The organism is Vibrio sp. 10N.261.52.C11, from assembly GCF_041471405.1.
GTDB lineage: Bacteria > Pseudomonadota > Gammaproteobacteria > Enterobacterales > Vibrionaceae > Vibrio > Vibrio crassostreae_C.
Window position 1 is genome coordinate 25179 of sequence record NZ_JBFROI010000029.1, and the last position, 20060, is coordinate 45238.

The window sequence follows — 20060 nt, forward strand, 5'->3', positions numbered from 1 at the left end:
GCTTTTTTATTTGGTTCGTTATTTAACTAACGTTATTTGATAACACGAAGGCTTGGACGACCTTTCGCTGGACGAGGTGGCTCAGGATCTGAGTCAGGCTCTTCGGCATCTACGTCTGCCGTTGCAACGCTCAAAGATGGGCCTTTTTCTGGTTCTTCAAAAGGACTTTCTTCAATCCCTTCTTCAAACGCTTCCATGTAAGCCTCTTCAGGTTCAAACATGGTACCAGCACCATTTTCACGAGCATAAATCGCTTGTACTGCGTAAAGCGGAACGATCACAGAGTGTGGACGACCACTAAAGCGAGCACTAAACGTCACAGCTTCGTTACCCAGTTCAAGTTGTCCAACCGCACGAGGCGCGATGTTCAGAATGATCTGACCATCTTGAACAAACTCTTCTGGAACTCGCACACCCGGTAATGTTGCTTCAACAACAAGGTGTGGAGTTAGTTCGTTATCAACCAGCCATTCATAAAATGCACGAAGCATGTATGGTCGGCGTGGAGTCATATTAGAAATATCCATAAACGCTTAGCGAACGAGTCGCATCTCACGCTCAGCTTCAGTTAGAGAAGCTAGGAATGAATCACGTTCGAATACGCGGTTCATGTAAATCTTAAGCTCTTTAGAACCAGGACCAATCAGTTCGATACCAAGCTCAGGTAAACGCCATAGTAGCGGAGCTAGGTAACAATCAATTAGGCTAAACTCTTCGCTCATGAAGTATTCATACTCAGCGAAGATAGGAGCAAGAGTCAGTAGGTCGTTGCGCAGTTTAACGCGAGCTGCTTCAGATTCTTCAGCGTTGCCTTTAACGATCTTCTCTGCAACTGAATACCAGTTACGCTCAATGCGGTACATCATTAGACGGCTGTTACCACGAGCAACCGGGTATACAGGCATCAACGGTGGATGAGGGAAACGCTCATCTAGGTATTCCATGATGATCTTCGAGTCATATAGAGCAAGCTCACGATCAACAAGAGTAGGTACTGATTTGTACGGGTTCAGTTCAACAAGCTCTGCTGGTAGATTTTTTTCATCAACCAACTCAACTTCAACACTTACGCCTTTTTCAGCAAGAACGATGCGCACCTGATGGCTATACATATCAGAAGCACTTGAGAAAAGAGTCATTACAGAACGTTTATTGGCAGCTACAGCCATGGAGCCCTCCAGTACACTTTAAATAAAAACAATGGAGGCCTAAAGCCTCCATTGAACATTAACATAATTTGGGAATTAGCACGGTATTATAGCACAATTAGTGCACATCACGCCAATACTCTTTCTTCAGCAAAATCACGATGATAGTGAAGATTACTAAGAAGGCCATTACCCACCAACCCATAGCGTGACGCTCAAGTTGAACTGGGTCGCCCGAGTAAACCAAAAAGTTAACAAGGTCACGAACTGCTTCGTCGTATTCACCAGCACTTAATTCGCCAGAGCCGTCAGTCTCAGTGCCAACAACAACCGTCACTTCCTCGCCATCTACCATATGAGTATCGTAGATTGGTGTTGGGATACCTTGCAGTTCTTCAAGAACGTGCGGCATACCAACGCTTGGGAAAACAATGTTGTTCACGCCAAATGGACGAGACGGATCTTCATAGAAAGTACGAAGGTAAGTGTACAGCCAGTCTGCGCCACGAACACGAGCAACCAATGTTAGGTCTGGTGGCGGAGCACCAAACCAACTTGCCGCTTGATCAGAAGGCATAGCATTAACCATCAAGTCACCGATTTTCGCTTCAGGGTCGAAAATCAGATTTTCCTTCATAAGATCAACGGGGATCTCTAAATCATTCGCAACACGTTCATAGCGCTGGTACTGCGTTGAGTGACAAGCGAAACAGTAGTTCATGAACATCTTAGCGCCATTTTGCAATGAAGCTTTGTCTGTTAAATCATTGTTCGCTTTGTCTAATGGTACGTTTGCACCCGCTGCCATCACCAGTGACGGCAACATAGCAAATAAAATTACAATCCACTTTTTCATTTGAATGTCACCCTTTCTGGTAATGGTTTCGTCGCTTCATTTTTACTGTAGAACCACAGTAGAACGAAGAACATGAAGTAACCTAAGCTAAAGATTTGAGCCAGTAGCGTGTATGTTGGCGTTGCTGGAAGCGCACCAAGTACACCAAGCGCAATAAAGCTTATTGTGAATTGGATGATGTTAATCAAATGCAGTTTGCTACGGTAACGGTAAGAACGCACTTTACAACGGTCGAACCATGGTAGTAGGAATAGCACAACAATAGATGCGCCCATTGCTACAACACCTAGCAACTTATCAGGAACAGCACGCAGAATTGCGTAAAACGGCGTGAAGTACCATACCGGAGCGATGTGCTCTGGTGTTTTCAGTGGGTTAGCAGCTTCAAAGTTTGGCGGCTCAAGGAAGAATCCACCCATCTCTGGGTTAAAGAACAGCACATAACAGAAGAAGAATAGGAAACCGGCCACACCAACCATATCTTTCACGGTCCCGTATGGGTGGAAAGGAATAGAGTCAATGATGTCGTATTTCTTAGTGTAATCCTTGTGGAATGGGAACTGCGTTTTGTAGTCGTCGCCCATTGTGCCTTTAGGAAGTTTCGTCTCAATACCGTCTGGGTTGTTCGAACCCACTTCGTGCAGTGCTAGTACGTGAAGTACGATAAGCAGCAGAAGTACAATTGGTAGAGCGATAACGTGCAGTGCGAAGAAACGGTTCAGCGTTGCACCAGAGATGATGTAGTCACCACGGATCCAAAGCGTTAGGTCATCACCGATAACAGGGATCGCACCAAACAGAGAAATGATTACCTGAGCACCCCAGTAAGACATTTGACCCCATGGTAGTAGGTAACCCATGAAAGCCTCAGCCATAAGCACTAAGAAGATCAACATACCGAAGATCCAAAGTAGCTCACGAGGCTTTTGGTAAGAACCATAGATTAGGCCACGGAACATGTGCAGGTAGATAACAACGAAGAATGCCGAAGCACCTGTTGAGTGCATGTAACGTAGTAGCCAACCGTATTCCACATCACGCATGATGTATTCAACAGAAGCAAATGCACCCTCACCTGACGGTACGTAGTTCATTGTTAGCCAAATACCCGTAAGGATTTGGTTAACCAATACCAACATTGCCAAAGAACCGAAAAGGTACCAAAAGTTAAAGTTCTTAGGCATTGGGTATTCAGATAAATGCTTTTTATACGCATTCATCGCGGGTAGACGTTTCTCTACCCAATCAAGCAATCCTTGCATTACGCGTCTCCCTCGTCCACACCGATCATGATCTTAGTGTCACTCAAATACATATGCTTTGGTACAACAAGATTCAATGGAGCTGGTACGCCTTGGAATACTCGACCTGCCATATCAAACTTTGAACCATGACAAGGACAGAAGAAACCAGACTTAACACCCTGAACTTGTTCTGCAAAAGAATCCGGCAGGTAAGTTGGAGAACAACCTAAGTGCGTACAGAAACCAACAGCAACGAAGAATTCCGGCTTAATTGAACGGAACTCGTTCTGTGCGTATTCTGGTTGTTGTTCAGCTTCAGATTGAGGGTCACGAAGTTGACCACCGATCGATTTTAGGTTTTCTAGTACCGACTCAGCACGGCGTACAACCCATACAGGTTTACCTTGCCACTCGACACGAACCATTTGTCCCGGTTCTAACTTACTGACTTCCACTTCCACCGGCGCGCCCGCAGCTTTCGCCTTGGCACTCGGATTCCATGATTTAATAAAAGGCACGGCTACAGCAGCTGCTCCTAAACCACCAACAACGGCTGTTGTTGCGGTTAAGAAACGCCTGCGACCGTTATTTAAAGGCGCGTTGCTCATCCAAACATTCTCCCATTTGCTCCTTGTGGATTGAAATAATTCCGATTAAAGAGCATGGCTAACAAAATATGTATTTAGTTCTATTTATTGACGGCAAATGATAAATAAAACCCTACTTTTTGACAAGATAAAGCTACCTTTTTGTAACAATCATGAGGCAAAGCGCACATTGGGTTACAAAAGCTTTCAAAATATAAGAATTTGGAAATAAAACGAGGAAGGGAAAGCGTTTAGAGGGGGTATAAAAACAAAAAGCCCGGCATATAGCCGAGCTTTGAACCACAATTCCAGTCGTAAAACTGGGGGCGTGTACTTTTTCGTAAAGAAAAATTAACGCTTAGAGAATTGAGGTTTACGACGTGCTTTACGTAGACCAACTTTCTTACGTTCAACGCAACGAGCGTCACGAGTAACGTAGCCAGCTGCACGTAGAGCAGGACGTAGAGTTTCATCGTACTCCATAAGAGCGCGAGTGATACCGTGGCGGATTGCGCCAGCTTGACCAGAAATACCACCACCAGAAACAGTGATGTAAAGGTCAAGTTTCTCAGTTAGTTCAACTAGCTCAAGAGGTTGCTTAACAACCATACGAGAAGTTGGACGACCGAAGTAAACATCAAGGCTACGCTTGTTGATTACGATCTCACCAGAGCCTGGTTTGATGAAAACACGAGCTGCTGAGCTTTTGCGACGACCAGTGCCGTAGTATTGATTCTCTGCCATTTTCATAATCCCCTTAGATGTCTAGTACTTGTGGCTGTTGAGCAACATGGTTGTGCTCAGTACCAGCGTACACTTTAAGCTTACGGTACATCGCGCGGCCTAGAGGACCACGTGGAAGCATACCTTTAACTGCTAGTTCTAGAACCATTTCTGGTTTCTTAGCAATTAGCTTTTCAAAAGTGATAGTTTTAAGACCACCTGGGAACTCTGAGTGACGGTAGTAAACCTTACCCTTAGCTTTGTTACCAGTTACAGCAACTTTCTCAGCGTTAACAACGATGATGTAATCACCAGTGTCTACATGAGGAGTGTATTCTGCTTTGTGCTTGCCGCGTAGGCGAGAAGCGATTTCACTTGCTAGACGGCCAAGAGTTTTGCCTTCAGCGTCTACAACATACCAGTCGCGTTTTACAGTTTCTGGTTTAGCAACGAAAGTTTTCATGCTAATAATTACCTATTTAAAAAATTTACACTTAAGGAATACTCGCGTATTCCCACTGTCTAAGAGTTACCATTCATCACCCCTTCGAGTGTTGGAAAACTCTTGGCATAACGTGATTTTACTCATCGCTAGAGGCCCGCAGTAACGGTAGGTCGCAGGATTATAGAGAAGAGCGAAGAAAAAATCACCTCTTTTTGAACAAAATCACGATTTTTTTAATTCTATTTCTTATTCGAGATAATCAAAGCTAACTTAAGTGTTCTTTTGCCAAATATTCATGGCTCTGCATTTCAATTAAACGCGACTGACAACGTTTAAATTCAAACTCTAGCTGACCATGGGTGTATAGCTTTTCTAGCTCCACTTCCGCTGAAATAATCAGCTTCACATTGCGCTCGTAGAACTCATCAACTAATGCAATGAAGCGCCTCGCAGCGTCATCTGAAGTCGCGCCCATTTGCAATACATCCGCCAATAGAACTGTGTGATAAACCCGAGACAACTCAATATAGTCGTTCTGGCTACGAGCCGACTGACAAAGCTGAGCAAAGGTACCATGCAGTACGCCATCACTCGCTTCGACTACATCTAATTGACGGTGGTTAACCTCTATCTGCTTAAGCTTCTCTTTATCTTCACCAACGAGCTGAGCGTAATACTTTTCGAGATTAATATTCGCTTGGCTATCTAGCGGGTAATGGTAAATCTCAGCCTGTTCTAAGGTACGTAGACGATAGTCAATACCACTATCGACATTAAGGATATGACAGTTGTCTTGAATGAGCTTGATGGCAGGTAAGAAACGCGCTCGCTGTAACCCGTTGCGATACAGATCCGCAGGTGGAATATTAGAGGTCGCAACCAAGATAGCGTTTCGAGCGAATAACTCTTGGAACAAGGTTCCTAGGATCATCGCATCGGTGATGTCTGAAACAAAGAATTCGTCGAAACAGATAATGTCCGCTTCTTCCTTCAACTTGTCTGCGACTAAAGGCAATGGATCACTCACATTACCTAGCGCCTTTAGCTCGTCATGAACTCGATACATAAAGCGGTGAAAGTGAACACGCATTTTTTTAGTGGTCGGTAAGGCATCATAGAATGTATCCATTAGGTACGTTTTTCCTCGCCCTACGCCACCCCAAAAATAGAGACCTTTCGGTGGTTGTGGCAGTTCTGGCTTTTTGCCTAGTAATTTCTGGAAGCGAGTCAGTTGAGGAATGGGCGTATTCATGTAATCTTGAAATTGATGAAAGAGTTCATCTAAAGATTTTACGGCTTGCTCTTGTGCTGGATCTCTTTGAAATCCATGTTCTTTTATATCTTGTTCGTATTTTTTAATGGGATTCATGACGACATTTCCACAATGAAAGCAATATCAGACAACAACTAAAAATGAGCCCAAACAGTACGAGGAATAACGTGATGTGGTGAATAATGCAGCATCAAACTGCTAACTAGCGCACACGCATTTCTCTTTATACTGCGGCTTTCTCATAGTACCATGGAGCCGTATCACGTGTAACTAAGCAGTAACAAACATGTTAAAAAACAATAATAAGGAGCTGTTATGCCTTGGATGTATGCCGTTGCCGGTTTACTAGTCGGAGTTATTTTAGGGGTCGCTATTTCTCGTCTCATGACACCTGAATACAAAAAACAAAAGAACGTACAGAAAGAATTGGATAGCGCAAAGTTTGCCCTTGAGCAGCAGCGACAAGAGCTGGCTGATCACTTTGCGAAATCAGCAGAAATGTTGGACACATTAGGTAAAGACTACACAAAACTGTACCAACACATGGAAAAAACAAGCTCAGAGCTGATTCCTAACCTGCCAGAGCAAGATAACCCGTTTGTGAAAACAGCCGCTGCCCATTCGGACAAGCCACAAGAGAAGCCTTCAGTAAAAGAGGCGACACTTGAGGAACAACCGAAAGATTACGCTAATGGCGCAACCGGTTTATTTACAGAGCAGAAGAAAGAAATCATGAATGCTCCCGATGTTGTTACAGCAAAAGCATCGTAAACATTTAACACTTCTGTGAACTTTACAAAGGTTTTTGAGTCATAACTTTCACTCAGGTCATTTGAAACTTATCATACTTATTAAACGTATAAGAGGGTTAAGACCTTAACTAGAGAGGAGTTTATGATGAAAAAACCTTTGCTTGCTTTATCAGTGCTAACTTTAAGCTTAAGTTCAATCATCACCCCCATTAAAGCAACAGCCGCACTGCCATTAAGTGTGGGTAATGAACAATTACCGAGCCTTGCTCCTATGCTTGAACAAGTGACCCCCGCTGTGGTTAGTATTGCCGTAGAAGGCAAACAGGTACAACGTCAGCAAATCCCTGAACAATTTCAATTCTTTTTTGGTCCAGAACAAACACGAGAGCGTCCCTTCCGCGGATTAGGCTCTGGTGTCATCATTGACGCCGAGAAAGGTCATATCGTGACCAATTACCATGTCATTAATGGTGCGGACGATATCAAAGTAAAACTGCATGATGGTCGAGAGTACGATGCTGAGCTAATCGGCGGCGACCAGATGTCTGATATCGCACTGCTAAAATTAGAAGAAGCCAAAAACCTGACCCAGATAAAAGTCGCAGACTCAGACAAACTAAGAGTTGGTGATTTTAGTGTCGCGATCGGTAACCCATTCGGACTTGGGCAAACCGTGACATCCGGTATTGTTTCTGCACTCGGCCGTAGCGGCCTGAATCTAGAAAACTTTGAAAACTTCATTCAAACCGATGCAGCAATCAACAGCGGCAACTCTGGTGGTGCGCTAGTGAACCTTAACGGTGAGCTAATTGGTATCAACACCGCCATTCTTGGCCCTAACGGAGGTAATGTCGGTATCGGCTTTGCAATCCCTTCTAATATGATGACAAACCTGACAGAACAAATTCTCGACTTCGGTGAAGTAAAACGCGGCATGCTTGGCGTTCAAGGCGGAGAAGTGACCTCTGAATTGGCAGAAGCACTCGGTTATGAATCAAGCAAGGGCGCCTTTGTTAGCCAAATCGTCCCTGACAGCGCAGCCGATAAAGCAGGACTGAAAGCGGGCGATATTATTGTCTCTATTAATGGCAAACGCATTGATACCTTCAGCGAGTTAAGAGCTAAGGTCGCAACACTCGGCGCTGGTAAGCAGATTGAACTGGGTGTGGTTCGTGACGGTAAGAGCAAAACCTTTGATGTGACGCTTGGTGAATCCACCAATAATAAAACACAAGCTGAGAAGCTCCATGAAGGACTAGCTGGTGCTGAGTTAACCAACACAACAGAGAGTGACTCTGCAACGGGCGTCAAGGTATCGAATGTTGCTCAAGGTTCACCAGCCGAAGCCTATCAACTCCTGAAAGATGACATCATCATCGGAGTAAACCGCCAGCCCGTTAAGAACCTTGCTGAGTTTAGAGAGATTCTTGAAAAACAACCTGGTGTACTGGCGCTTAATATCCAGCGAGGCGACCGAACTATCTATCTTGTGATTCGATAGTCTTACGTCAGCGCAATTACAGGGAGGCTCAGTAAGTTTGCTTTAAACTTACTCAGTCTCCCTTTTCTTTAGATCAATCAAAATGCTATGCTTCACTTGTAATCAAATCAGTCATCCATTGATGGAGGCTTCACACCTTACTTGTTGAAGAGGGAAACATGCTGTCCTTTCTATTTCGTTCTATTTCCCTTGGACTCGTTTCAGCGGCGCTTATTCTTCTCGCCTTCCCGAGCTTAAGACCAGCGATTGTCGCTGACGTCACTAGCCCTAAAGTCGATAATATTGGCTCTCTTCAGATTTCATTTAACCAAGCAGTTCGCCGCGCGGCGCCTGCAGTGGTTAACATTTATAGCCGTAAATACGCTGAAAGCGATCGAAACAAACTGCTCACACAAGGTTTGGGCTCTGGGGTGATTGTTAGCGAGAAAGGCTACATCATTACCAACTTCCATGTGGTGGCTCAAGCAGACCAAATAGTTGTGGCACTTCAAGATGGCCGAGTAGCAGCTGCGCAACTTGTCGGTTCAGACAAACGCACCGATATCGCGATACTTAGAGTCAGCGGTGATAATCTACCGGTGATCCCACTCAATCCTAATTACAAAGCCAATGTCGGTGATGTTGTACTGGCTATCGGTAACCCATACAACCTAGGTCAAACAACAACCTTTGGTATCATCTCTGCAACCGGCCGTTCTTCGATCAGTGCCGATGGCCATCAAGCCTTTATCCAGACCGATGCGGCAATCAATGAAGGTAACTCAGGTGGCGCACTGGTGAACTCACAAGGTGAGCTAGTCGGTATCAATACCGCCTCTTTCCAGCAAGCTACCGACATGGAAACCTATGGGATCTCATTCGCTATCCCCTATCCGCTTGCTAATAAAATCATGGAAAAGATCATCGCCGATGGTCGTGTGATTCGTGGCTATATTGGTATCGATGGACAAGACATCAACTCAGTCACCTCACGCATGTTGGGTACTAAGAATATCGGCGGGATCGTTGTGTTGGGGATAGACCCTAATGGTCCGGCTGCCGATGCGGGTTTTGAAGCTCAAGACATTATTGTCAGTATCAACGATAACCAAGTAAATGGTCGCCAGAGTGTAATGGACATCGTTACCGACCTGCGACCTGGTACAGTTATCGATGTGGGTATATTGCGCCAAGGTGAAAGCAAAACCTTAAAGGTGACCATCGCCGAAGATACTCGCCTGTAGAGCAAACTCTGTAAGCAATGATTCAAGCTGCTAATACACAAGTACAAAAAACCCAGCTCATAGGCTGGGTTTTCTTTTATCTAAAGATTGTTTCAAGTATCTCTACGATTCACTTTGCTCTTCGATATCGATGCGAGTCACTCGCTGTAGTCCTCTAGGCAGTAGACCACCACGACGACCACGTTCACCACGGAAGTTTTCAAGATCCGCAGGTTTCAAACCAAGCTTACGTTTACCGGCGTAGATAGTCAGCGTCGCATTCTCTGGGATAGCCATAAGATGTGAGACAAACTCTTCACGCTCTTTTGCTTTCGCAGAAGGGATGTTGATGATCTTGTTGCCTTTACCTTTGCTCAGCTGAGGGAGATCTTTAATCGGGAACAACAACATACGACCTTGGTTAGTAATCGCCAGAATCTGATTACTGTCCAAGTCAGCAATAGGGCTTGGCATCATCACTTCAGAAGCTTGTGGCAAGTTAACCAAGGCTTTACCGCTCTTGTTCTTGGACAGCAGATCGCTACCCTTACAAACAAAACCATAACCTGCATCAGAACCGACTAACCATAATTGTTCATTCTCTCCCATCACCACTTGGCGAATAGAAGTACCTGGGCTGACGTTCAAGCGGCCTGTAATTGGCTCACCTTGGCTTCGCGCCGACGGTAATGAATGTGACTCAAGGGAGTAGCTTCGACCATCACTGCCGAGGAACACCGCTTGTTGGTTACTCTTACCCTTAGCACTCGCTAAGAATTTATCACCCGATTTGTAGTTCAAACCTTCAGCGTCAACTTCATGCCCCTTGGCATGACGAATCCAACCTTTCTCAGACAACACAACCGTGATTGGTTCGCTTGGTACTAAGTCGCGCTCTGTTAGCGCTTTCGCTTCAGCGCGCTCAATCAGAGGTGAACGACGATCATCGCCGTATTTATCCGCATCTGCTTGGATTTCTTTCTTGATCAGCGTATTCAAGCGACGCTCTGAACCGAGTAGCTTTTCAAGCTTCTCACGTTCAGCTTCAAGCTCTTCTTGTTCCGCTCGGATTTTAAACTCTTCTAACTTAGCTAAGTTACGAAGTTTAATATCAAGAATCGCATTGGCTTGAATTTCAGAAATGTTGAAACGGCTCATTAGGACAGGACATGGTTCGTCTTCTGTACGAATGATCTCAATCACTTCATCGATATTAAGATAAGCAGCAAGCAAACCTTCTAAGATGTGCAAGCGTGCCAGTACTTTATCTAAACGGTACTGCAAACGACGGCGAACCGTTGTGCGACGGAACTCGATCCACTCTTTCAGGATTTGAACTAAGCCTTTAACTTGAGGACGATTATCTAAACCAATCATGTTCAAGTTAACGCGGAAGTTTTTCTCTAGATCCGTCGACGCGAACAGGTGACTCATCAATTGGTCACAGTCGATACGATTCGAACGAGGAACGACAACGATACGCGTTGGGTTCTCGTGATCCGATTCATCTCGCAAGTCGTCAACCATTGGCAGCTTCTTAGCGCGCATCTGGTTAGCGATTTGCTCAAGTAACTTCGCACCTGACACTTGATGAGGTAAAGCCGTGATAACAATATCAGAGCCTTCCTTGTGCCAAACCGCGCGCATCTTGATGCTGCCACGTCCAGTACGGTAGATCTTTTCGATGTCCGATTTCGGGGAGATAATCTCAGCTTCAGTCGGGTAATCTGGACCTTGAATGAAACCCATCACGTCTGAAAGCTCAGACTTAGGCGTATCAATTAGGTGAATGGCTGCATTAGCGACTTCACGCACGTTGTGTGGTGGAATATCGGTCGCCATACCTACCGCGATACCTGTAATACCGTTAAGTAGGATGTGAGGTAGGCGAGCAGGCAACATTTGAGGCTCTTTCATCGTGCCATCAAAGTTTGGTTGCCAGTCAACAGTGCCTTGACCTAGTTCACCTAGAAGAACCTCAGCAAACTTAGATAATTTGGCTTCGGTATAACGCATCGCAGCGAACGATTTCGGATCATCAGGAGCACCCCAGTTACCTTGACCATCTACCAATGGGTAGCGGTAAGAGAAAGGCTGCGCCATCAATACCATCGCTTCGTAACAAGCAGAGTCACCATGTGGGTGATACTTACCTAATACGTCACCAACGGTACGTGCTGATTTTTTGTATTTCGATGCAGCCGATAAGCCTAGCTCAGACATCGCGTAGATAATACGACGCTGTACTGGCTTCAAGCCATCACCGATATACGGCAATGCACGATCCATGATCACGTACATTGAGTAATTTAAGTAGGCATCTTCGGTGAACTTGCGCATTGGCAGCTGTTCAACGCCATCATATGTAATTTCGTTAGACATCCATTATACCTCGGCCATATCACCGTTAGTCTGTAGCCATGTACGGCGATCATCTGCACGTTTCTTACCAAGCAGCATGTCCATCATCTCGTTGGTTGCTTCGCTGTCATCAATCGTTAACTGCACAAGGCGACGAGTGTTTGGATCCATGGTGGTTTCACGCAACTGAAGTGGGTTCATTTCACCCAGACCTTTGAATCGTTGCACGTTGATCTTGGCTTTCTTCTGCGATAGTCGCTCAAGCACACCGTCTTTCTCTGCGTCATCGAGTGCGTAGAACACTTCTTTACCGCAATCGATACGATACAGAGGAGGCATTGCCACATAGATATGACCCGCTTCAACTAATGCATGGAAATGGCGAGTAAACAAAGCACACAGCAGTGTCGCGATATGAAGACCATCCGAGTCCGCATCGGCAAGGATACAGATCTTACCGTAACGCAGGCCGGATAAATCATCGTTGTCCGGGTCGATGCCTAGAGCCACCGAGATGTCGTGCACTTCTTGCGAAGCCAATACTTGGTCTGCTGACACTTCCCATGTATTTAGGATCTTACCGCGAAGTGGCATAACTGCTTGGAACTCACGATCACGTGCTTGTTTAGCAGAACCACCCGCCGAGTCCCCTTCCACGAAGAAGATTTCGGTACGGCTTAAGTCTTGAACTGAACAGTCAGTTAGCTTACCCGGCAGTGCTGGACCTGAAGCGATTTTCTTACGCACAACCTTTTTGCTTGCGCGCATACGGCGGTGGGCATTCGCAATACAAGCTTCTGCTAGCTGTTCTGCCAGTTGTGGCTTTTCGTTCAACCACAGGCTAAACGCATCTTTTACCACACCAGACACAAACGCAGCAGTTTGACGTGAAGACAAGCGCTCTTTTGTTTGACCAGCAAACTGCGGATCTTGCATCTTCACCGACAGTACGTACGAACAGCGATCGAAGATATCGTCGCCCGTTAGCTTAACGCCACGCGGCAGCAAATTACGGAATTCACAGAACTCACGCATTGCATCAAGAAGACCTTGGCGAAGACCGTTTACGTGTGTACCACCTTGTTTAGTCGGTACTAAGTTCACGTAACTTTCGGTGATCATGTCGCCGCCTTCTGGCTGCCAGATGATCGCCCAGTTTGCCATTTCTGTTTCAGCGACAAATTCACCAACATACGGTTCTTCAGGCAGTAAGGTGTAACCTTTCACGCCTTCGGCAAGGTAGTCTTTTAGGCCATCTTCATAGAACCATTTATGCTCTTCGCCACCGACTTTGTCGATAAAGGTAATTTCTAAACCTGGGCAAAGCACTGCTTTTGCACGTAGGTTGTTAATCAGACGAAGTGTCGAGAATTTAGGGCTATCGAAGTACTTAGGATCAGGCCAGAAATGTACTGATGTACCACTGTTACGATGACCACAAGTGCCCGTCACAGTAAGCTCTGTTACTGCATGACCGCCTTCAAGTGCGATCTCGTGAACCTGACCTTCTCGGCGTACGGTCACTTCAACACGTTTTGACAGCGCGTTTACAACCGAGATACCTACACCGTGCAGACCACCAGAGAACTTATAGTTGTTATTCGAGAATTTACCGCCAGAGTGGAGCTTAGTTAAAATCAGCTCAACACCTGAGATCCCTTTTTCAGGGTGGATATCGACAGGCATACCACGGCCGTCATCGGTAACTTCTAACGATTGGTCTGCATGAAGTACCACTTTGATCTTCTTAGCGTGTCCCGCTAGTGCTTCATCGACCGAGTTATCAATGACTTCTTGGGCAAGGTGGTTAGGTCTTTCTGTCTCGGTATACATTCCCGGGCGGTGTCGCACAGGGTCGAGACCTTCAAGTACCTCGAGGTCTTTTGCATTATATTGTTCAGTCATAATACGGAGTTTACTCAAAAAGTTTGCGTCAGTTCGCTGGCTCCAGTTTCACTAAAGCAGAATCATTACTATGAACCGTCATAGTAGAGCGAACGAGCGAAGTATTGGGGAATATAGTCTGGAAGCTGAGTAATGATGTCAAGCTAGTTCAAAAACTAAGACATCAAACTATGATATTTCACCATTGATAGATGAAATAACAGGCAAACAAGAGAAAATCACTTGGTTGGTGGAACAGATTAAAGATTTAGAAAGGTGATGATTTGTTGTGGGTAGCGTTCAAAATCAACAAAGCTATGATCCCCGCCCTCTTCTACTGTCTGTGTTGCACCTTGGTACTTCTCTACCGCTTGTCGGTAATCCAGAACTTCGTCTTCCGTTTGCTGAAGTAACCAGAAGTCGCTCGGCTTAGCGATAGCCGAAACCTCTAACGCCTTCAGTTCATCAATATGTTTTGTTTCCAGTACATATCGTTCATCTGTGTATGGGTTTACTTGTTCACCTAAATAGTCAGCAAGAAGCTCATACGGCTTCACTGCTGGGTTTACAACCACCGCTTTAAAACCATAGTGGCTATTCAGCCATGTTGAAAGATAGCCACCCAGCGAGCTACCGACCAACGCTATTTGATATTGCTCTTTGTATTGCTCCACCAGATGTTGCAGATGAAGTGCCGCTTGCTGAGGGAAACTCGGCAGTTGAGGAGTGACGACTTTAATATCAGCCCGATGCTCCGCACAGTAATTAGCCATCACATTCGCTTTATGAGAACGAGATGAACTGTTAAACCCATGAATATAGAGAAGCAATGATGGCTTAGCGACTTGCTGATTAGAACCGGACATTAATAGCCTCCTACAACAATAATCACTAACATCAATAACCACCCGCTTCAAAATCAGGTAAGAACTGCCCATTAGGCAAGCGGCGCACTTGAGTGCTTACTGTGCCATCTTGATGTAATTCAATCTCTCTCCAACCCGGAGACAATGTATCAACGGCAAAGTCATCTGAATTAGGTTTGAATTGCACACAAGTCGACGGGGTTGCCATGACTTGCACACCATGATGATCTCGATTCATGTCTTGATGAACGTGGCCACACAGTACCGCTTTGACATTGGTATGCTGCTGAACCACATCCCAAAATTGATCCGCATCTTTTAGGTTATGTTGATCCAGCCATGCGCTGCCCACTAATAACGGGTGGTGGTGCAGTAAAACCAAGGTATTACGCTCAGGGAATTCGATCAATTTTTGTTCTAACAGATCAAGTTGTTGATCGCTTAGACGCCCATGAGGCACACCAACCACTTGCGAGTCCAGCATCACCATCTGCCAGTTATCACCCAGTAAGACATGGTCAACGCACTGTATTTGAGGTGATGGTAAGACACTGCCCATATTAGGCTTGAAATCATGATTTCCTGGCAACCAATAACATGGCTTTTCCAGAGGTTGAATACCTGATTCAAATTTTTGATACGACTCAGCACTGTGATCTTGAGAGATATCACCCGTCGCCAAGATCGCCTCATAATCGAAGCCTTGGTTAACAATGCCATCAACTACAGCACGAAAGCTATCTTGAGTATTGATGCTTAATAAGCTGCCATTGCTCGGCGCAAACAAATGCGTGTCCGTTAGCTGTACAAGCTTAATACTGCTCTCATCAAATTTTGAAGTGTGTGATAATTCCAAAATACCAAATCCAGATACGTTACTGTTTAAACTTTAAAGTGTTTTTACAATGGGGCTCAATTAAAAAGGAATTGGCGAACGGCTGATACCCGTTTTTAAACAAAACGTTAACCATTCTCCAAGAAATTTGTTCAACTGAAATTTCTCATCCTTTTGCAGAAGCTTAGTGTTGGGATAGTCATATTTCGCTTTGACTCGTGAAAAATCCCCGCTAGCGCACACTTCTGCAACTCGAGCGTCGTGATATAGCCTGACAGACATTTTTGGCAAAGGAAACACTGGCGTCTCGTCACTCTGACATATGTCTATTAATGTGGTGTATTTTGTGACCTCATTCACTGTCAATTGATACACCATATTAACGGCTTGGTAACAGCGAACATCACCAACCTCATGCCCTACCGGCAACAGAGCGTTAAGCTTGGCATAGTTAGTCTCGTAAACTCGCATCAGTTCAGCAAGATCAACATGATACGGTTTCTTGACTGCTATATTTGGCATAACGTTAATCTATCCACTCTGACTGTAATTCTTGGTAGTTCAATTGTAGCCACTGTAGCGCAATGATCGTGGCTCCATTTTCAAATACACCATCTTTTACCAACTGATAAGCAGCTTCGCGACTCATCACTTGTACACGAATGTCTTCACCTTCGTAGTCCAATCCGTGTACCCCTTTGGCTGTCGTTGCATCAACACAGCCAACAAAGACGTCGAGCTTTTCAGAGCAACCACCAGATGAAGGATAATACGAAGTAATAGGCAATACAGATCCGACTTCGACTCCGGCTTCTTCCATTGCTTCACGACGAGCAACATCTTGTGATGATTCGTTCGTATCAATGATCCCGGCCACAATTTCATATTGCCAAGGGTTCTCATGCTCTAGAGCGCCGACACGGATCTGTTCTACGATCACCACTTCGTCACGAATAGGATCATAAGGTAACAAAGCGGCAGCATGACCACGTTCAAACATCTCGCGTTCTATAGGTTGGCTCCAGCCTCCCTCAAATAGTCTATGTTTAAATGTGTACTTGACCATTTTGAAAAAACCACGAAACAGCGTCTCTTTTGAGACTATTTCCACATCTTGCGGAGTAAACTCATGTCGTTGATTGTCATACTGTTGCATTTGGTACCTCACTAAGTGATCTTTATAGTTTACTCATTGTCCGAGTTAACTACCAAGGATAAGGTTCAACTTTTTGTATAAATTTTATAATTAAAGTTAAGTTTTAAAAAATAAATATTGCACAAGTGGACAGTTAAATGTAAAAAAGTGCAAAGTTTCGAGTAAATTACCATCAAACTGGGTTAAACTCTTTCAGAGAAAATTCTATTAAAGGCAGGAATAGGAAAATGAAAAAACTGCTTCCACTATTTATCAGTGCAGCAATTGGCAGCCTGAGTTCGTCAGCTTTCGCTGATACGCTAGCTGAAGTTTACGACCAAGCAAAACAGAACGATCCACAACTTCTTCGTTCAGCAGCGCAGCGCGATGCCGCTTTTGAAGCAGTAACGTCAAGCCGTAGTGATTTGCTACCACAAATTAACCTAACAGCGAACTACGACATTAACCGTGGTGACAGAGATACTTCTGGTTCAGGTAGCTCAAGTATTGATAATAACACTTGGGGAGCAGCGATCGGCTTCACTCAAGAACTTTATCAACGCTCTTCATGGATCTCGTTAGATACAGCAGAGAAAACCGCTCGTCAGGCTGATTCAGCGTATGCAGCAGAGCAACAAGCTTTGATCCTGCGTGTAGCAACAGCATACTTCGAAGTACTGCGTGCTCAAGATAACCTAGAGTTCGTTCGTGCAGAAAAAGCAGCGGTTGCTCGCCAACTAGAGCAAACAAAACAGCGCTTTGAAGTAGGTCTTTCAGCAATCACCGATGTACATGATGCGCAAGCTCAATACGATGCTGTTTTAGCTGATGAAGTTTTAGCAGAGAACACTCTGATTAATAACTACGAAGGTCTACGTGAGATTACAGGTCAAGAACACTCTAACCTAAGCATCCTAGACACTGACCGTTTCTCAGCAAGCAAATCTTCTGAGTCTGCGATTGCACTGGTTGAACAAGCAGAGCAAAAGAACCTTAGTCTACTTGCTGCTCGTATCTCTCAAGACGTAGCAAAAGATAACATCTCTCTAGCAAGCTCTGGTCATCTACCTAGCCTAACTCTTGATGGTAGTTACGCTCTTACAGATCAATCAAACAGCTCAACTGATTATGATCAAGATAACCTAAACCTAGGCTTGAACTTAGTGGTACCTCTATATACGGGTGGTAGCACAACTTCTTTGACTAAACAGGCTGAATACAACTACGTTGCAGCAAGTGAAGATCTAGAAGCAACTTACCGTAGCGTTGTAAAAGACGTACGTGCCTTCAACAACAACATCACAGCTTCTATTGGTGCTCTACGCGCTTACGAACAGTCTGTTGTTTCAGCTCAGTCTGCTCTAGAAGCAACAGAAGCTGGTTTTGATGTGGGTACTCGTACTATCGTTGACGTACTAGATTCGACTCGTCGTCTATATGATGCGAACAAAAACCTTTCAGATGCTCGTTACAACTACATCCTAAGTGTACTTCAGCTTCGTCAAGCAGTTGGTACGCTAAGCGAACAAGACATTGTTGATGTAAACGCAGGTCTAAAAGTAGCAAGTAAGTAATTATTAATTACTTAAGTTACCCCTACAAAAATGCCGCTCATTGAGCGGCATTTTTATTATCTATTGAAAGCTAATTCTCAACCTAGCTCAAAGTTAAGCCTTGAGACTAGAAAACGGGAAGGCTAAGAGTTAGCCTCGACCACCTTTAATCGCTTTAATGATTTCAGTCGTAGAGCAACCATCTTCAAAGTTAAGTACTTTAACTTCACCACCAGCAGCAATCACTTCCGCACCACCAGCGATATCTTCAGGTTTGTAATCACCACCTTTCACAAGAATACTTGGCAATACCTCAGAGATTAAACGTTGAGGTGTATCTTCAGAGAATGGGACAACCCAATCAACTGCACCTAAGCCAGCCAATACCGCCATACGACGATCAGTTGGGTTCACAGGGCGACCAGGGCCTTTCAAGCGCTTCACTGATTCGTCCGTATTAACCGCAACGATCAAACGATCGCCCAACTCAGCCGCATGGTTCATGTAAGAAACATGACCAGCATGTAGAATATCAAAGCAGCCATTGGTCATAACTACCTTCTCGCCTTTCGCACGAGCACGCTTCACCGCTTCAACCAGTGCCGCTTCAGAGATAACGCCGTAGTCTGTGTCTTGACTACCGTGAATTGCTTCCGCTAACTCAATCGTAGATAGAGTAGATGTACCAAGCTTACCCACTACCACACCCGCAGCAGCGTTCGCCAGTGCACACGCCTCATCCAGTGGCTTACCAGCAGCAACGGAAGCTGCCAGTACCGAGATAACTGTATCACCCGCACCCGTCACGTCATACACTTCTTTCGCTTGAGTCGGCAAGTGGAATGGTTCTAAACCTTTGCGAAGTAGTGTCATACCATGTTCACTACGAGTCACTAGCAATGCTTCAAAATCAAACTCTTCGATCAGTGCGAGTCCTTTTTCGATCATTTCTTCTTCAGATTTTACTTTGCCAGCCACCAACTCGAACTCAGCCATGTTTGGTGTAAGCAACGTTGCTCCACGGTAGCGTTCAAAGTCTGCGCCTTTCGGGTCGATAAACACAGGAACTTTTGCTGCGCGCGCTTTTTGGATAAAGCTCTGCACGTGCTCCAACGCACCTTTTGCGTAATCAGATAGAATTACCGAGCGCACATTTGGAAGCGCTTGCTCCATACGAGATAAAACCAGCTCAGGATCCGTATTCTCAAATTTATCTTCAAAATCAAGGCGAATTAGCTGCTGACCACGGCTCATCACTCGCAGTTTAGTAATGGTTGGGTAATCTTCTAACTCAACGAAATCACATTTAACCTTTAGTGCGCCTAAGGTATTTTTTAACACCTCAGCAGGCTCATCTTTACCGGTCAAACCAACGATATGAGCATGGCCACCAAGAGAAGCAATATTCATTGCTACGTTGGCTGCACCACCAGGACGCTCTTCGTTATTTTCTACTTTTACAACGGGTACAGGCGCTTCTGGTGAAATACGGCCAGTTGGGCCATACCAGTAACGGTCAAGCATTACGTCACCGACAACAAGAACGCCTGATTGGCTGTAGTCAGGTAGAATTGGTTTCATTATGGATCTCCAAAAATCGAATCTGGCTAGAGTCTAGCACACTGATTACAGAGGCTAAACTATAGATAAATGAGTAAAAGCCTATCAAGATAGGTACATCCGTCATTACTGTAT

19 protein-coding genes are annotated in these 20060 nt (G+C 45.0%); 4 read left to right on the top strand and 15 right to left on the bottom strand.

The annotated features are described in order from the left end of the window. Nucleotides 1–32: 32 nt before the first annotated feature. The 8 genes from sspB to zapE form a co-directional block, all read right to left on the bottom strand. Entirely contained in the window at nucleotides 33–527 is a 495-nt protein-coding gene (gene sspB, locus AB4323_RS12060) for a ClpXP protease specificity-enhancing factor (protein ID WP_017072808.1), read from the bottom strand. A gap of 6 nt (nucleotides 528–533) precedes the next feature. Beyond that, nucleotides 534–1169: a stringent starvation protein SspA gene (gene sspA, locus AB4323_RS12065; RefSeq protein WP_009848943.1), complete on the bottom strand. Its 636-nt coding sequence runs from the start codon at nucleotides 1167–1169 to the stop codon at nucleotides 534–536. 97 nt (nucleotides 1170–1266) lie between these two features. Then, nucleotides 1267–2004, bottom strand: a complete 738-nt coding sequence (locus tag AB4323_RS12070; protein ID WP_017061436.1) for a cytochrome c1 — start codon at nucleotides 2002–2004, stop codon at nucleotides 1267–1269. Then, nucleotides 2001–3266, bottom strand: a complete 1266-nt coding sequence (locus AB4323_RS12075; protein ID WP_017061435.1) for a cytochrome bc complex cytochrome b subunit — start codon at nucleotides 3264–3266, stop codon at nucleotides 2001–2003. The genes AB4323_RS12070 and AB4323_RS12075 overlap by 4 nt, the downstream gene beginning before the upstream one ends. After that, nucleotides 3266–3856 carry a ubiquinol-cytochrome c reductase iron-sulfur subunit gene (gene petA, locus AB4323_RS12080; protein WP_017061434.1) on the bottom strand — a complete coding sequence of 197 codons (591 nt, stop codon included), beginning with the start codon at nucleotides 3854–3856 and terminating at the stop codon, nucleotides 3266–3268. Before petA ends, AB4323_RS12075 begins: the two co-directional genes overlap by 1 nt. Before the next feature lie 330 nt (nucleotides 3857–4186). Then, nucleotides 4187–4579: a 30S ribosomal protein S9 gene (rpsI, locus tag AB4323_RS12085; RefSeq protein ID WP_004740758.1), complete on the bottom strand. Its 393-nt coding sequence runs from the start codon at nucleotides 4577–4579 to the stop codon at nucleotides 4187–4189. A 13-nt stretch (nucleotides 4580–4592) separates the two neighbouring features. Further along, complete coding sequence (gene rplM, locus AB4323_RS12090; RefSeq protein ID WP_010434689.1) at nucleotides 4593–5021, bottom strand: 50S ribosomal protein L13; 429 nt, start codon at nucleotides 5019–5021, stop codon at nucleotides 4593–4595. A 247-nt stretch (nucleotides 5022–5268) separates the two neighbouring features. After that, a complete protein-coding gene (zapE, locus tag AB4323_RS12095; protein ID WP_017061433.1) occupies nucleotides 5269–6372 on the bottom strand; it encodes a cell division protein ZapE in 1104 nt (367 codons plus the stop codon). A 219-nt stretch (nucleotides 6373–6591) separates the two neighbouring features. On the opposite strand from zapE, the gene zapG reads away from it, so the two are divergent. The 3 genes from zapG to degS all read left to right on the top strand — a co-directional run bounded on the left by zapG (nucleotide 6592) and on the right by degS (nucleotide 9752). Continuing rightward, complete coding sequence (gene zapG, locus AB4323_RS12100) at nucleotides 6592–7047, top strand: Z-ring associated protein ZapG (RefSeq protein WP_017061432.1); 456 nt, start codon at nucleotides 6592–6594, stop codon at nucleotides 7045–7047. A 126-nt stretch (nucleotides 7048–7173) separates the two neighbouring features. Then, complete coding sequence (locus tag AB4323_RS12105) at nucleotides 7174–8529, top strand: Do family serine endopeptidase (protein ID WP_017061431.1); 1356 nt, start codon at nucleotides 7174–7176, stop codon at nucleotides 8527–8529. 158 nt (nucleotides 8530–8687) lie between these two features. After that, entirely contained in the window at nucleotides 8688–9752 is a 1065-nt protein-coding gene (gene degS, locus AB4323_RS12110; protein ID WP_017061430.1) for an outer membrane-stress sensor serine endopeptidase DegS, read from the top strand. 102 nt (nucleotides 9753–9854) lie between these two features. Here the strand turns inward: degS and parC are convergent, their stop codons facing one another. The 6 genes from parC to nudF all read right to left on the bottom strand — a co-directional run bounded on the left by parC (nucleotide 9855) and on the right by nudF (nucleotide 16833). Further along, the gene (parC, locus tag AB4323_RS12115; RefSeq protein WP_017067236.1) at nucleotides 9855–12113 is read right to left on the bottom strand and encodes a DNA topoisomerase IV subunit A; all 2259 of its coding nucleotides are present in this window, start codon (nucleotides 12111–12113) and stop codon (nucleotides 9855–9857) included. Nucleotides 12114–12116: 3 nt separating this feature from the next. Beyond that, the gene (gene parE, locus AB4323_RS12120; RefSeq protein ID WP_017061428.1) at nucleotides 12117–13997 is read right to left on the bottom strand and encodes a DNA topoisomerase IV subunit B; all 1881 of its coding nucleotides are present in this window, start codon (nucleotides 13995–13997) and stop codon (nucleotides 12117–12119) included. A gap of 239 nt (nucleotides 13998–14236) precedes the next feature. Next, on the bottom strand, nucleotides 14237–14842 hold the full coding sequence (yqiA, locus tag AB4323_RS12125; protein WP_102332767.1) for an esterase YqiA: 606 nt from the start codon (nucleotides 14840–14842) through the stop codon (nucleotides 14237–14239). Between the two features lie 31 nt (nucleotides 14843–14873). Then, nucleotides 14874–15698 carry a 3',5'-cyclic-AMP phosphodiesterase gene (gene cpdA, locus AB4323_RS12130; RefSeq protein WP_010434672.1) on the bottom strand — a complete coding sequence of 275 codons (825 nt, stop codon included), beginning with the start codon at nucleotides 15696–15698 and terminating at the stop codon, nucleotides 14874–14876. Between the two features lie 60 nt (nucleotides 15699–15758). Then, a complete protein-coding gene (locus AB4323_RS12135; protein WP_010434670.1) occupies nucleotides 15759–16199 on the bottom strand; it encodes a DUF1249 family protein in 441 nt (146 codons plus the stop codon). A 4-nt stretch (nucleotides 16200–16203) separates the two neighbouring features. Beyond that, the gene (nudF, locus tag AB4323_RS12140; RefSeq protein ID WP_372152561.1) at nucleotides 16204–16833 is read right to left on the bottom strand and encodes an ADP-ribose diphosphatase; all 630 of its coding nucleotides are present in this window, start codon (nucleotides 16831–16833) and stop codon (nucleotides 16204–16206) included. A gap of 227 nt (nucleotides 16834–17060) precedes the next feature. On the opposite strand from nudF, the gene tolC reads away from it, so the two are divergent. Then, nucleotides 17061–18386: an outer membrane channel protein TolC gene (tolC, locus tag AB4323_RS12145; RefSeq protein WP_017062911.1), complete on the top strand. Its 1326-nt coding sequence runs from the start codon at nucleotides 17061–17063 to the stop codon at nucleotides 18384–18386. Nucleotides 18387–18515: 129 nt separating this feature from the next. Here tolC and hldE read toward each other — a convergent pair whose 3' ends face one another. Then, nucleotides 18516–19946: a bifunctional D-glycero-beta-D-manno-heptose-7-phosphate kinase/D-glycero-beta-D-manno-heptose 1-phosphate adenylyltransferase HldE gene (gene hldE, locus AB4323_RS12150; RefSeq protein WP_050649505.1), complete on the bottom strand. Its 1431-nt coding sequence runs from the start codon at nucleotides 19944–19946 to the stop codon at nucleotides 18516–18518. Nucleotides 19947–20060 lie beyond the last annotated feature (114 nt).

What these genes read in the sequence shown, in the direction of transcription:
- parE (WP_017061428.1), bottom strand. Translation starts at nt 13,997, where the DNA reads ATGACTGAACAATATAATGCAAAAGACCTCGAGGTACTTGAAGGTCTC.
- zapG (WP_017061432.1), top strand. Translation starts at nt 6,592, where the DNA reads ATGCCTTGGATGTATGCCGTTGCCGGTTTACTAGTCGGAGTTATTTTA.
- yqiA (WP_102332767.1), bottom strand. Translation starts at nt 14,842, where the DNA reads ATGTCCGGTTCTAATCAGCAAGTCGCTAAGCCATCATTGCTTCTCTAT.
- parC (WP_017067236.1), bottom strand. Translation starts at nt 12,113, where the DNA reads ATGTCTAACGAAATTACATATGATGGCGTTGAACAGCTGCCAATGCGC.
- zapE (WP_017061433.1), bottom strand. Translation starts at nt 6,372, where the DNA reads ATGAATCCCATTAAAAAATACGAACAAGATATAAAAGAACATGGATTT.
- sspA (WP_009848943.1), bottom strand. Translation starts at nt 1,169, where the DNA reads ATGGCTGTAGCTGCCAATAAACGTTCTGTAATGACTCTTTTCTCAAGT.
- hldE (WP_050649505.1), bottom strand. Translation starts at nt 19,946, where the DNA reads ATGAAACCAATTCTACCTGACTACAGCCAATCAGGCGTTCTTGTTGTC.
- degS (WP_017061430.1), top strand. Translation starts at nt 8,688, where the DNA reads ATGCTGTCCTTTCTATTTCGTTCTATTTCCCTTGGACTCGTTTCAGCG.
- AB4323_RS12105 (WP_017061431.1), top strand. Translation starts at nt 7,174, where the DNA reads ATGAAAAAACCTTTGCTTGCTTTATCAGTGCTAACTTTAAGCTTAAGT.
- AB4323_RS12070 (WP_017061436.1), bottom strand. Translation starts at nt 2,004, where the DNA reads ATGAAAAAGTGGATTGTAATTTTATTTGCTATGTTGCCGTCACTGGTG.
- rplM (WP_010434689.1), bottom strand. Translation starts at nt 5,021, where the DNA reads ATGAAAACTTTCGTTGCTAAACCAGAAACTGTAAAACGCGACTGGTAT.
- petA (WP_017061434.1), bottom strand. Translation starts at nt 3,856, where the DNA reads ATGAGCAACGCGCCTTTAAATAACGGTCGCAGGCGTTTCTTAACCGCA.
- sspB (WP_017072808.1), bottom strand. Translation starts at nt 527, where the DNA reads ATGGATATTTCTAATATGACTCCACGCCGACCATACATGCTTCGTGCA.
- nudF (WP_372152561.1), bottom strand. Translation starts at nt 16,833, where the DNA reads ATGCAACAGTATGACAATCAACGACATGAGTTTACTCCGCAAGATGTG.
- tolC (WP_017062911.1), top strand. Translation starts at nt 17,061, where the DNA reads ATGAAAAAACTGCTTCCACTATTTATCAGTGCAGCAATTGGCAGCCTG.
- rpsI (WP_004740758.1), bottom strand. Translation starts at nt 4,579, where the DNA reads ATGGCAGAGAATCAATACTACGGCACTGGTCGTCGCAAAAGCTCAGCA.
- AB4323_RS12075 (WP_017061435.1), bottom strand. Translation starts at nt 3,266, where the DNA reads ATGCAAGGATTGCTTGATTGGGTAGAGAAACGTCTACCCGCGATGAAT.
- AB4323_RS12135 (WP_010434670.1), bottom strand. Translation starts at nt 16,199, where the DNA reads ATGCCAAATATAGCAGTCAAGAAACCGTATCATGTTGATCTTGCTGAA.